Below are 12,019 nucleotides of genomic sequence, written 5' to 3'. Positions count from 1 at the left end.
TCGGTCGTATATTGCGCGTAACGGTCGTGGAAAGCGGGATCGGTCGACCGCTCTGGCACAACCGGCGTGACGGTCACACCCTGCCCGCCCGGCGCGCCGTCGGGCCATAGGCGGATGATCTCGGTTGGGTCCGGCGGTGCGACGCGGCCGCTGTCCCCCACTGTCTGCGCCTTCGCCCCGGATGCGCCAACCACGGCCACCATCGCCAGACCTAAAAGCGTCCTGCGTTCCACATCCATCACGGTTCTCTCTTCCTGAAAAGACGACGGCCGGACGATCGCTCGCCCGGCCGCAATCCTTGATGACGTAGCGGCGCTGAGCCACTCAGCCTTTCGTCAGACCTTGGCCAGTTCGTATTTCGGCGTGATCAGGTGAATGACCAGAAGCGCGATCAGATAGGCCGAGGCCGCCACGATGAAGATGGGCGTATAGGTGCCGATCTTTTCCAGGACGTAGCCGGCGTATTTCGCCATAGCCATGCCGCCGATGGCGCCCAGCATGCCGCCGATGCCGACGACCGATCCCACGGCCGAACGGGGGAAGACATCGCCCGGCAGCGCATAGAGATTGGCCGAGAAACCCTGGTGCGCCGCCGTCGCCAGTCCGATGATGCCGACCGCAAGCCAAAGGTTTGACGCCTCGGCCGCGAAGGCCACCGGCACGGCGCACAGGGCGCAGATCAACATGGTGATCTTGCGAGCCTTGTTGATGCTCATGCCCCTGTGCATGAAGCGCGACGAAAGCCAGCCCCCGCCAACCGACCCGATGTCGGACAGCAGATAGATGGCGACCAGCGGCGGGCCGAAGGTCTTCAGGTCCAGCCCATAGGTCTTGCCCAGGAAGTCCGGCAGCCAGAACAGGAACATCCACCAGATCGGATCGATCAGGAACTTGCCCAGAGCGTAGGCCCAGGTTTCCTTGACCGTCAGCAGTTTGGTCCATTTGACCTTTTCGACAACGTCGGCCGGGTCCTGCTCGATATAGGCCAGTTCAGCCGCGGACAGCTTCTTCTGCTCACGCGGCTTGCGATAGACCAAGAGCCAGATCGGCAGCCAGATCAGGCCCAAGGCCCCGGTGATGACGAAGGCCATCTGCCAGCCGAAGGCCAGCACGAGGCCCGGAACGATCAGGGGGGTGACGATGGCGCCGATATTGGTGCCGGCGTTGAACAGGCCCGTCGCGAAGGCGCGTTCCTTCTTGGGAAACCACTCTGCGACCGCCTTGATCCCGCCAGGGAAACCGCCGGCCTCACCGACGCCCAGCACCATCCGCGCCATCATGAAGTGTGACAGGTCTCGCGCCGCACCGTGCATGATATGGCCGATCTGCCAGATTCCGAAGGCGATCCCCAGACCCCAGCGCGCGCCGATCCGGTCCATGATCCGGCCCCACAGAAGGTAGGCGACCGCGTAGGACGCCTGGAACCAGAAGACGATGTCGGCATAGTCCGTTTCGGACCAGCCGAACTCGGCTGACAGCGTCGGCTTGAGGAAGCCGATCATCTGACGATCGACGTAGTTGATGACCATGGCTGCGAACAGCAGCCACATGATGATCCAGCGATACTTGCCGGGAGATGGCGCCTTGATCTGGATCGGCGGCGCGGCGGAGGCGTCTGACATGGTTATGAAAACCCGTTCCTGAATATTCCTCGACGCGTCCCTGCTCTTTTCCGTCCCTGTACGGCGGCGGGGTTGGGCGTCAGATGATGTTACTGGGCTTCGGCCCTGACGACCGAACAGTGAAGTTCTGCGATACCCCTGAAGATGCACACGGCCTCGTCGCCCGCGTGGACACGGTGAACGCCGGTGACAGCGCCGGTCGAAACCAGCGCGCCCGCCTTCAGAGGACGGCCCCAGCGCGCGCAGTGTTCCAGCAAGAACCGCACAGATTCCATCGCGCCGCCCGCGAGGGACTGCGACCCTCCGGTGCCGACGCTGGCGCCATTGATCACCGTCTCGACCTCAATGCTGTGCAGACGCTCGCGCCAGTTCTCGACCTCGGGACCGATCATCAGTCCGCCATTGTTGCCGAAATCGGAGGCGACCACGGCTGATCCCAGGTCGTTGATCGTCGAAAGCGGACTACCGGCAAGCTCAACGCCGATGAACACCTTGTCCACGACGCCCATGGCGTCTTTGATGGTCCAGTCGGTCTTGGCGGGATCGGCGTCGGCGCCGATCCGAGCAATGAACTCGGCTTCCACCGCTGCGAACCCGCCCTCGATTTCGGGCAAAGGAACGACCGTGTCGCCGGGCGCCGGCCAGACGTTGCGCGCGAAAATGGCGCCGGCCAGACGATGAATACCCAGCTTCGGTTGCTGCTCAGGCGGCACACCGCCCACCTTCCAACCCACGACTTCATCGGGAAACAGACCGATGGCGACGTCCTGGATGGCGTAGGATTCGGCCATGCTCTGGGGAATCACGCCCGGATAGTCTGGCGTGTTGCGCGCCGCCAGACGCGCGGCGACGAACTGCTGTGCGATCGCCGCCGGGTCGGCCGACAGCGCGTCGGCCTGGCTCGCAAGTGAGGGGGTCGAAGTCAAAGGTGTGTCGCCTCGTGAATAGGCTGCGATAAGAGCGACGAAGGAAACCGGTGTCAATGCGCTTTCACCGAGCCCCATGGCGTCGGCCGCGAGTCGCGGCTATGCCTTCAAGCTGCACACAGGGAAGGAGCCGAGCCTTGGCTCAAGACGATCCGCGATCCGGCAAGCCGGGCAAGCGGGCAACCATCAACGATGTCGCCCGTGAGGCGCAGGTCTCCAAGAAGACCGTCTCACGGGTCATCAATCAGTCGCCGTTCGTCAAGGAAGACACGCGCGAAAAGGTCAACGCCGTCATCAAGGCTCTGGGGTTCACGCCTGATCCACAGGCGCGCGGCCTAGCCTTTCGACGCTCGTTCCTCGTTGGTCTGATCTACGACAACCCCAGCCCGACCTACGTCGTGAACATGCAGCAAGGCGTGCTGGATGCGCTGAAAGGGTCCGGCCTGGAACTGGTCGTTCATCCTTGTAATCGCAACTCCCCTACCCTGCTGGAAGACATCAGGGGCTTCGTCGAGCGCCAACGTCTGTATGGCGTCATCATGCCGCCGTCGGTGTCCGAGGACGAACAGGTCATCGACCTGCTGCGTGATTTCGACTGCCCTTATGTTCGCATCGCCTCGGTGGCGTTGGATGAACCTCAGGCGATGGTGGTCACCAATGACTGGATCGGCGCGGCCGAGGCGGCGGCGCATCTGGCCGACCTGGGACACAAGCGAATCGGTCTCGTGCGCGGGCCGGACCTGTTCCGGTCGTCGGCCGTGCGGGGCAAGGGGTTCCTCGACGCTCTGGCCGAGCGCGGAATCCCGCTGGACCCGGCTTACGATTTCAAAGGCGCCTATACGTTCGAATCAGGTGTGGAGGCGGGCCACGCCCTCTTGGCGCTGGAAACGCCGCCGACCGCGATCTTTACCCTCAACGACGACATGGCCATCGGGGTTATGCAGGCGGCGCGAGATCGCGGCCTTGAGTTGCCGCGCGACCTGTCCGTCGTCGGCTTCGATGATCTGCCGATGGCGGCGCGGGTTTGGCCCAACCTGACTTCGGTGCGCCTGCCGATCCGCGACATGGGACGGATGGCGGCTGAAAAGCTGCTGGCGCCGATGCGCGGCGTCGATCCAGCCAAGATGCAGCAGCCGGAAGTTCGACCGGCCCTGGTGGTGCGCAAGTCGGCAATCTCGGCAAGCTGAGTCGGGTCGGCGCGCGTGATCGCGCGCCGACCGCTCTGCCTCAGGCCGTTTCGAGCGCAGGCTTGGCGGCGAGAACGCCCTTCAGATAGTCGCGAATGCCTTCGTCGGTGGCGTTGGCGAAGAAGTAGTCCTGGAATTTCTCGCCGGCGATGGCGGCCTTCAGCAAGTCCTGGTCCATCGTCTTCAGAACCGTCAGCATGTCGTGGCAGGTTACCGACTTCAGGTCGCTGAGCACGCCGCGATTCTTGCGCATGATCTCGGCGCGTTCCTTGGGATAGCCCAGGCCCCGCTCGCCCTCGAACAGCTTGCGATACACGTCCTGCAGATTCAGTTCAGCAGCCCAGCCAAAGCCCTTGGCATAGGGCATCGAGATGGCGTTACCGTCGTTGATCTGGCCGAACAGGAAGGCGTCGGTCGGGTCGATCACCAAACCGCAGAAGACGCCCGGCATGCTGTTGCAGGCCAGCATCGAGCCCATGCCGGTTCCGCAGCCGGTGACGACGAAATCGGCTGCGCCGGAGTTCAACAGAATGCCCGTCAGCACGCCGTTCATGACGTAGGTCAGCGAGGCCTTATCGTCGGCCGCGTACATTCCATAGTGGAAAACTTCATGGCCTAGCGGTTCGGCGACAGCGGTTAGAGCGGAATGCACCGTCTCGCTTTTGGCGGCCTGGCTGTTTTCGATGATGAGAGCGATCTTCATGGGGGAATCCTCAAGACGGTGGCGAAGCGATGCCGACATATGTGGACGGCGTTGGTCTAATCGATTGCATCATTATATGACACCGGTTACCTAGTCCACAGAAGGACGGGCGCAAGATCCGTCTCGGTGGCTCGCGCTGCGAGTTCCCAGGGAGACCGGCATGTACGACCCCATGTACGACAAAGTCTATCAGGCCACCCATCCCGACATGATGGACGGGGCCTCGAACCAGCAGCTGCGCGATCGCTATCTGATCCAGGGCCTGTTCGTTCCGGGGAAGGTCAACCTGAACTACTCCCACCACGAGCGCATGATCATCGGCGGCGCGACCCCGGCGGAGACCGCCCTGAACCTGCCCACGCAGTCGGAGCCGCCCTCCTTGGCCGGCGCGCCATTCCTGCAGACCCGTGAACTGGGCGTGGTCAATATCGGCAGCCCCGGTTCAATCACGGTGGATGGTGAAACTATCGAACTGGGCTTCCGTGACGGCCTCTATGTGCCGATGGGATCGAGCGAAGTCAGCTTCGCTTCCCAGAACCCGGCCGAACCAGCGAAATTCTATCTGGTCGCCACGCCCGCCCACGCCCGCTACGACCTGACAAAGATCTCGATCGACGAGGCCGTGCCGCTCGAAATGGGCGCGCTGGAGACATCGAACGAACGGACCATCTACCAGTATGTTGTGCCGGCGAAGGTGAAGTCCTGCCAGTTACTGCTGGGCGTGACGGTGCTGAAGCCCGGCTCGGTGTGGAACACCATGCCGCCTCACATCCATGACCGCCGCTCGGAAGCCTATCTGTATTTCGGCCTGGGCGGAGACGACCGAGTCTTTCACTTCATGGGCGAACCGCACAAGTCGCGCCACATCGTCATCGCCGACGGGGAGGCCGTGATCTGCCCGCCGTGGTCGATCCATACCGGCGCAGGCACTTCGAACTACACCTTCATCTGGGGCATGGGCGGCGAGAACCTCGACTATACCGACATGTACAAACTCGACATCTGCCAGCTGAAGTAATCAGGACAAGAGGAAGAAAAGCATGAGCAATCCATTCGACCTGACCGGCAAGGTCGCGCTGGTGACCGGCGGCAATGTGGGCCTGGGCCAAGGCATCGCCCTGGCTTTGGCTGAGGCGGGCGCAGACATCGTCTCGGTCGCCCTGTCGGACTCTGACGACACGGTCGCCAAGGTACAGGCGATGGGCCGTCGCGCCCACGCTATCAGCGCCGACCTGACCTCGATAGATCCGGTCGAACGCGTCGTGCAGGAAACTCTGGCCGCCATGGGCCGGATCGACATCCTGGTGAACAACGCCGGCCTGATTCGCCGCGCCGACGCCGTCGACTTCACCGAGGCGGACTGGGACCTGGTGATGAATATCAACCTGAAGACCGTCTTCTTCATGAGCCAGGCGGTCGCCCGTCTGTTCATCAAACAGGGCGACGGCGGCAAGATCATCAACATCGCCTCAATGCTGTCCTTCCAGGGCGGAATCCGCGTGCCGTCCTATACGGCGTCCAAATCGGGCGTCGCCGGCCTGACCAAACTGATGGCCAACGAATGGGCGCCGCACCGCATCACCGCCAACGCCATCGCCCCCGGCTATTTCGCCACGGCCAACACCCAGGCTCTGCGCGAGGACCCGGTGCGTTCGGCCGAAATCCTGGGCCGCATCCCGGCCGGGCGTTGGGGCGAGCCGTCGGACCTGGGCGGCGCGGCCGTGTTCCTGGCCAGCCGGGCCTCCGACTACGTCCAGGGCGCCATCCTGCCGGTCGACGGCGGCTGGCAGGCGCGTTGATCCGGGGCTAGCGTTGCGATCATGACCCAGGCTGCATCTTCCCGCCGCATCCTCTGCTTCGGCGAGATGCTGCTGCGGTTTTCGCCCAACGCCAACGAACTGCTGATGCAGTCCCCTGCCCTGACTGTGCGTCCGGCCGGCGCCGAGGCCAATGTCGCCGTGTCGCTGGCCCGCTTCGGCGCGCCGACCGGCATGGCGACGGTCCTGGCCGACAATGCGCTGGGCCGCGGCGTGCGTGACGAGGTGCGCAAGCACGGAGTCGACACCTCTCAGGTCGTCTTCAAACCCGGCCGTATGGGCCTGTATTTCCTGACACCCGGCGCTGTACGTCGTCCGTCGGAAGTCCTCTATGACCGCGCCGGATCGGCCTTCGTCGAACATGTCGATACGGCCTTCGACTGGGACCAGATGTTGAACGGCGTCGAATGGCTGCACGCTTCGGGCGTGACGCCGGCGACGGGCCCGAATGGCTCGGCCGCCGCCGTCGCAATCATCGAGGCCGCCGTCAAGAACGGCGTGAAGGTCAGCTACGACGGCAACTTCCGCGGCAAGTTGTGGGAACAATGGGATGGCGATCCGCCGGCCACGCTCGGCAAGATGCTGGCCGGCGCCACGGTCGCCTTCGCCGACGACCGCGACTTCGCCCTGGCGCTGAAGGCGACATTCGACAGCCCCGACCCGGCTGTGCGTCGTCGTGAAGCCGCCAAGGCCGCCTTCGCCGCCTTCCCGCGCCTGCAACGCATCGCCTGCACCCTGCGGGTTCAGGACAGCGTCGCCGACCAGGCCCTGTCGGCCGCCATGCTGACGCGCAATGGCGACGACGTGATCGAGACCAGAGCCGAGGCCATTCACATGGCCGGCGTCGTTGACCGGGTCGGCGGCGGCGACGCCTTCGCCGCCGGCGTCTTGTTCGGCCTGTGGAGCAGCTGGTCGGACCAGGAGGCCCTCGACTTCGGCCTCGCCGCCGCCGGCTTGAAACATTCGATCCCCGGCGACTTCAACCTGTTCTCCGCCGACGATGTGCGCGCCGCTATGGGCGACGGCGGGTTCGATATCCGCCGCTGAGGCTGCTAACATTGAGATCGTGTGGAGGCCGCATGGGGAAGTCCATGCGGCCTTTTTCAATGGCGCCGTAGGACTAGGAAACCGGTGTCAATCATGCTTCAGTGACGATGCTAAACGGTCAGAAGAAACCGTGCGAGAGAGGTCACACAAGGAGTTCCCATGTCCGTCACGTCCATGAACCGCCGCGCCCTTCTGGCCGCCGGCGCCGCCGCCACCTTCGTCGCCGCGTCCGGCCCCGTCCTGGCCCAGGCTTCGCCAGGGCGCGCCGCCATTCTGGACACCATGAAGCGCGCCGCTCGGTTCATGAGCGAAGAGGCCGCCGTCGAAGGCGGCTATGTCTGGCAATATCTGCCCGACTTCTCGCGCCGTTGGGGTGAGCTCGAGGCCAACCCGACGATGATCTGGGTCCAGCCGCCGGGCACCGCGACCGTGGGCCATCTGTTCCTGGACGCCTATCACGCCACCGGCGACGAGTTTTACTATGAAGCGGCCAAGAAGGCTGCGGACGCCTTGGTCAAGGGCCAGCACCCGCTGGGCGGCTGGAACTATGTGATCGACACCGCCGGCGAGGAGTCGCTGAAGCAGTGGTACGGCACGGTCGCCGCCAACGCCTGGCGATTGGAGGAATTCCACCACTACTACGGCAACGCGACGTTCGACGACGCGGGGACAGCCGAGGCGTCGCAACTGTTGCTGCGCATCTACCTTGAGAAGAAGGATCGCAAATATCTGGCGCCGCTGAACAAGGCGATCAGCTTCGTGCTGGAGAGCCAGTATGAAAACGGCGGCTGGCCCCAGCGCTATCCGTTCGTCGAGAACGGCGGCCTGCACGGCCATGCGGACTATACGCCCTACATCACCTTCAACGACGACGTGGCCGGCGAGAACCTGGAGTTCCTGATCTACGCCTATCACGGCCTGGCACGGAACGGCCGGGGCGATGCGAGGATTCTGGACGCCATCAATCGCGGCATGGACATCTTCGTAAAGACCCAGCAGCCGCAGCCGCAACCCGCCTGGGGCCTGCAGCACTTCCCCGACACGCTGAAGCCGGCGGGCGCCCGCACCATTGAACCGCAAGCCTTCGTCACCCACACGACCGGCACCAATATCAAGTCGATGATGGGCTTCTATCGCCTGACGGGCGACCGCAAGTATCTGGCCCGCCTGCCCGAGGCCATGGACTGGCTGGATCAGGTCGCGGCCAAGCCGCCGCTGAACACGCCGGGCCGCACGCACCCAACCTTCATCCTGGAAGGCGCCAACACCCCGATCTACATCCACCGGCGCGGGTCCAACATCGCCAACGGCCAGTACTACGCCGACGACAACCCCACCAATCTGATCGTCCACTACGGTTCGTTCCGCAATGTGGACACCCCGGCCCTGCGCGCGGATTATGCGCGTCTGTCGGCCATGCCGGTCGATGAAGCCACGCGCGGTTCGCCGCTGAAGGCTCGCCCCGGCTCGCTGAACCTGCCCAAGTATTTCACGCTTCAGGACGTCGATGTCTGGGACATGTCCAGCGACGCTCGTCGCCCGACCGCGCCTCACGCCGGTCGCGCCGCCGAAGTCATGGCCGGGCTAAATGCGCGCGGCTATTGGCCCACGCCGCTGACCACGACGTCAAATCCGTACAAAGGGCCCTCCCCCACCGCCGTGACAGGCGGCGAATACCAGATGACCCGCGTCGGCGACCTGTGGGACACCTCGCCTTACAATACCGACTTCCCGGTCGAAGGCGTTTCCACCTCGGTCTTCATCCGCAACATGGGCGACCTGATCGAGGCGTTGGGGGCTTAGGACTTGCGAAGATGTGCGCTGTCCCCGCTTTTACGGCGGGGATGAGCACTGATCCTGCGTCAGATCGCCAGCATTTCGCGGGTCATGCCCGCGATCGACTTGGCGCCGGTAAGGGTCATGGCGACGCGCATTTCCTTTTCGAACAGGTCGAGCAGATTTTCGACGCCGGCCTGCCCGTTCGCCGCCAGGGCGTAGATGAAGGCCCGGCCCAGCAGGACAGCGTCGGCGCCCAACGCGATGGCGCGAACCACGTCCAGGCCGTTGCGAATGCCGGAATCCACCAGAATCTTCAGCTCGTCCTTCACCGCGTCGGCGATGGCGGGCAAGGCGCGGGCCGAGGACAGCACGCCGTCCAACTGACGCCCGCCGTGGTTCGACACCACGATGCCGTCTGCGCCGAAGCTAACGGCGTCGCGGGCGTCTTGCGGATCCAGGATGCCCTTGATGATCATCGGCCCGTCCCAGAAGTCGCGGATCCACTGGAGGTCCTTCCACGAGATCGACGGATCGAAGTTATTGGCCAGCCAACCAATGTAGTCGGCCAGCCCCGTCGGCTTGCCCAGATAGGCCGAGACATTACCCAGATCGTGCGGCGTGCCGCGCACTCCGACATCCCAGGCCCAGGCCGGATGGGTCATCGCCTGGACCATGCGGCGGATTTCGGCATTGGGGCCGCTCATGCCCGAATGGGCGTCACGATAGCGAGCGCCAGGCGTCGGCATATCGACGGTGAAGACCAGGGTCTTCACACCCGCCGCCCTAGCCCGCTCCAGCGCATTCCTCATGAAGCCACGATCGCGCAACACATAGAGCTGGAACCACATGGGTCGGTCGATGACCGGCGCGACCTCCTCGATCGGGCAGACAGACACGGTCGACATCGTGAACGGCACGCCGCGCGAGGCCGCCGCCTTGGCCGCCTGGACCTCGCCCCTGCGCGCATACATGCCGGTCAGGCCGACGGGCGCCAGAATGATCGGCAAGCGCAGCGTTTCGTCGAACAGACGGGTCTCCAGGCTGAGGCTGGTCATGTCCTGCAGCACGCGTTGGCGCAGGGCGATGGCCTGCCAGTCCTCGATGTTGCGGCGCAGGGTCTGCTCGGCATAGGTGCCGCCGTCGATGTATTGGAAGAGGAAGGGCGGCAGCTTGCGCCGCGCGGCTTCCCGATAATCGCTCGGCGACGAAATGATCACGCGCTCATCCTACTGGAAGTTGGCGAAGGCGCCGCCGTCCACCAGCAGCGCCGCGCCGGACATATAGCCCGCCATGTCCGAGGCCAGGAAGGCGACGACCGAAGCGATGTCCTCGGGCCGGCCCAGACGCCCCAGCGGAATGCGCCCTTCCATATATTCGCGCTTCTGCGGATCGGCGAGGTCGTCCTTGTTGATGTCGGTGGCGATGGTGCCCGGCAGGACGGAGTTGCAGCGGATGCCGTGGCGGCCCAGGGCGACAGCGCAGGACTGCATCAGGCTGTGCACCCCGGCCTTGGTTGGGGTGTAATGGGTCTGCATCTCGCCGCCGACCAGGGCCGAGATCGAGCTGATGGCGACGACGGCGCCGCCCTCCCCCTGCTTGACCATCTGATTGGCGGCGGCCTGCACCATGTAATAGGCGCCGTGCAGATTGACCTCCATCGTCCGGCGCAGGATCTCGACTGGCATGTCGAGGAAGGCGTGGAAGGGACAGATGCCGGCGTTCGAGACAAAGACGTCCACCCGGCCCAGCGCCTGAACGGCGGCGGCGACGAAGGCTGTAGCGCTCTCGGGCTGGGCCACGTCGCCGTCGACGGCGATGGCCCGGCGGCCCAGCGCCTCGATCTCGGCAACCACCTCGGTGGCGGCTGCCTCGTCTCGGAAGGTGTTCAGGGCGACATCCGCCCCTTGACGCGCGGCCTCGATCGCCGTCGCCCGCCCGATGCCCCGCGATGCGCCCGTGATCAGGACGACCTTGTTTTCAAGCAGCATGCGGGCTCCGGCGGTAGATCGGTTTCAGGATTTGGGCGACCAACCGAGGTCGGCGCTGATGGCGTTGGCGGCGTCGGTGACGGTCTTGGTCAGTTCGGCCATCCGCGCATCGGACATGTATTGCGCGGCCGAGGAAACGCTCAGGGCGGCGACGATCTGTCCGTTCACCGACCGGATCGGAGCGGCGACGCAGCGGATCTGATCCTCATTCTCTTCCAGATCGAAAGCGTAGCCCTTCCGGGCGTAGCCATGCATCCGCTCAAGCCAGACTGCGCGGGCCGACGAGTCGAAGGCGGCACCCGGCTCGGCGTAGAAGTCGATCCATTCCGGCTCGGTCTTGTCCAGAATCAGCGCCTTGCCCAGCCCTGTCGAGGCAATGGGGTGCCGCTCGCCCAGACGCGAGCCGATGTTGATGCGACGCCGGCCGGCGACCTTGTCCAGATAGAGCGCATGGCGGCCGTCCAGCACGCCGAGGTGCACCGTGTCGTCCGTCTGGGCCGACAGTTGCTCCAGCCAAGGCCGGGCCACGCGCGGCAGATGCATCTGCTGGCTGGCGGCGTGGCCCAGTTCCAGCAGTTTGGGGCCGAGGGAATAGCCCTCGCGCGGGCGGAACGACAGCAAGCGACGCTCGACCAGCGCCGAGGCCAGACGGTGGGTCGTGCTGCGCGTCAGCTCCAGCTTTTCCGACAGTTCAGCCAGCGGCAGGGCGCCGTCGATCAGGGCGTCGATGACGTCCAGACCGCGCAGCAGGGTCTGGCTGCCGGACGCCTTGGCCCCCGCCTCTTCTTCCCCATCAACCTGCACGGTCTTGATTGACGCCGATCGTCCCATTTCGTAATCCTCATTCTCAGAATGTAGCAAAACGCGCAAGTCGTTTGGGGCTACACGGGGGACATTGACGTGACGCACGGAGGAAAGCCAGTGAAATCCCGCATTATGGGAGCGGATCA

At 64.6% G+C, this 12,019-nt stretch carries 11 protein-coding genes; 5 read left to right on the top strand and 6 right to left on the bottom strand.

Features of this window, described 5'->3' with window-relative positions; translation table 11 throughout:
• Positions 1-335 precede the first annotated feature (335 nt).
• Positions 336-1,622 carry an MFS transporter gene (locus E7T10_RS08415; protein WP_137721459.1) on the bottom strand — a complete coding sequence of 429 codons (1,287 nt, stop codon included), beginning with the start codon at positions 1,620-1,622 and terminating at the stop codon, positions 336-338.
• A gap of 89 nt (positions 1,623-1,711) precedes the next feature.
• Positions 1,712-2,548 carry a 2-keto-4-pentenoate hydratase gene (locus tag E7T10_RS08410; RefSeq protein WP_246845969.1) on the bottom strand — a complete coding sequence of 279 codons (837 nt, stop codon included), beginning with the start codon at positions 2,546-2,548 and terminating at the stop codon, positions 1,712-1,714.
• A gap of 137 nt (positions 2,549-2,685) precedes the next feature.
• Between E7T10_RS08410 and E7T10_RS08405 the strand changes: the two genes are divergently transcribed.
• Complete coding sequence (locus tag E7T10_RS08405) at positions 2,686-3,735, top strand: LacI family DNA-binding transcriptional regulator (RefSeq protein ID WP_246845968.1); 1,050 nt, start codon at positions 2,686-2,688, stop codon at positions 3,733-3,735.
• Between the two features lie 40 nt (positions 3,736-3,775).
• On the opposite strand, the gene E7T10_RS08400 is transcribed toward E7T10_RS08405, so the two are convergent.
• On the bottom strand, positions 3,776-4,438 hold the full coding sequence (locus E7T10_RS08400) for an RpiB/LacA/LacB family sugar-phosphate isomerase (protein ID WP_045811471.1): 663 nt from the start codon (positions 4,436-4,438) through the stop codon (positions 3,776-3,778).
• A 172-nt stretch (positions 4,439-4,610) separates the two neighbouring features.
• On the opposite strand from E7T10_RS08400, the gene kduI reads away from it, so the two are divergent.
• The 4 genes from kduI to E7T10_RS08380 all read left to right on the top strand — a co-directional run bounded on the left by kduI (position 4,611) and on the right by E7T10_RS08380 (position 9,105).
• On the top strand, positions 4,611-5,456 hold the full coding sequence (gene kduI / locus E7T10_RS08395) for a 5-dehydro-4-deoxy-D-glucuronate isomerase (RefSeq protein ID WP_137722596.1): 846 nt from the start codon (positions 4,611-4,613) through the stop codon (positions 5,454-5,456).
• Between the two features lie 22 nt (positions 5,457-5,478).
• Positions 5,479-6,237 carry a 2-dehydro-3-deoxy-D-gluconate 5-dehydrogenase KduD gene (gene kduD / locus E7T10_RS08390; RefSeq protein WP_137721456.1) on the top strand — a complete coding sequence of 253 codons (759 nt, stop codon included), beginning with the start codon at positions 5,479-5,481 and terminating at the stop codon, positions 6,235-6,237.
• A 21-nt stretch (positions 6,238-6,258) separates the two neighbouring features.
• Positions 6,259-7,302, top strand: coding sequence for a sugar kinase (locus tag E7T10_RS08385; protein WP_137721455.1), 1,044 nt, complete (start codon positions 6,259-6,261; stop codon positions 7,300-7,302).
• Between the two features lie 159 nt (positions 7,303-7,461).
• On the top strand, positions 7,462-9,105 hold the full coding sequence (locus tag E7T10_RS08380; protein WP_137721454.1) for a pectate lyase: 1,644 nt from the start codon (positions 7,462-7,464) through the stop codon (positions 9,103-9,105).
• A 59-nt stretch (positions 9,106-9,164) separates the two neighbouring features.
• Here the strand turns inward: E7T10_RS08380 and lldD are convergent, their stop codons facing one another.
• From lldD to E7T10_RS08365, 3 genes are read right to left on the bottom strand one after another with little or no spacing between them, the layout of a single operon-like run.
• Complete coding sequence (gene lldD, locus E7T10_RS08375; protein ID WP_137721453.1) at positions 9,165-10,298, bottom strand: FMN-dependent L-lactate dehydrogenase LldD; 1,134 nt, start codon at positions 10,296-10,298, stop codon at positions 9,165-9,167.
• Between the two features lie 9 nt (positions 10,299-10,307).
• Positions 10,308-11,069 carry an SDR family NAD(P)-dependent oxidoreductase gene (locus tag E7T10_RS08370; RefSeq protein WP_137721452.1) on the bottom strand — a complete coding sequence of 254 codons (762 nt, stop codon included), beginning with the start codon at positions 11,067-11,069 and terminating at the stop codon, positions 10,308-10,310.
• A gap of 24 nt (positions 11,070-11,093) precedes the next feature.
• Positions 11,094-11,900, bottom strand: coding sequence for an IclR family transcriptional regulator (locus tag E7T10_RS08365; protein WP_137721451.1), 807 nt, complete (start codon positions 11,898-11,900; stop codon positions 11,094-11,096).
• Between the last annotated feature and the right edge of the window lie 119 nt (positions 11,901-12,019).

It is taken from the genome of Brevundimonas sp. SGAir0440 (assembly GCF_005484585.1).
Classification (GTDB): Bacteria; Pseudomonadota; Alphaproteobacteria; order Caulobacterales; family Caulobacteraceae; genus Brevundimonas.
This window is presented reverse-complemented; position numbering and strand designations above follow the sequence as displayed.

Bases quoted from the DNA above. Each gene is read 5' to 3' on its own strand.
- E7T10_RS08370 (WP_137721452.1), bottom strand. From the start codon at position 11,069: ATGCTGCTTGAAAACAAGGTCGTCCTGATCACGGGCGCATCGCGGGGC.
- E7T10_RS08385 (WP_137721455.1), top strand. From the start codon at position 6,259: ATGACCCAGGCTGCATCTTCCCGCCGCATCCTCTGCTTCGGCGAGATG.
- kduI (WP_137722596.1), top strand. From the start codon at position 4,611: ATGTACGACAAAGTCTATCAGGCCACCCATCCCGACATGATGGACGGG.
- E7T10_RS08400 (WP_045811471.1), bottom strand. From the start codon at position 4,438: ATGAAGATCGCTCTCATCATCGAAAACAGCCAGGCCGCCAAAAGCGAG.
- E7T10_RS08415 (WP_137721459.1), bottom strand. From the start codon at position 1,622: ATGTCAGACGCCTCCGCCGCGCCGCCGATCCAGATCAAGGCGCCATCT.
- E7T10_RS08365 (WP_137721451.1), bottom strand. From the start codon at position 11,900: ATGGGACGATCGGCGTCAATCAAGACCGTGCAGGTTGATGGGGAAGAA.
- E7T10_RS08380 (WP_137721454.1), top strand. From the start codon at position 7,462: ATGTCCGTCACGTCCATGAACCGCCGCGCCCTTCTGGCCGCCGGCGCC.
- kduD (WP_137721456.1), top strand. From the start codon at position 5,479: ATGAGCAATCCATTCGACCTGACCGGCAAGGTCGCGCTGGTGACCGGC.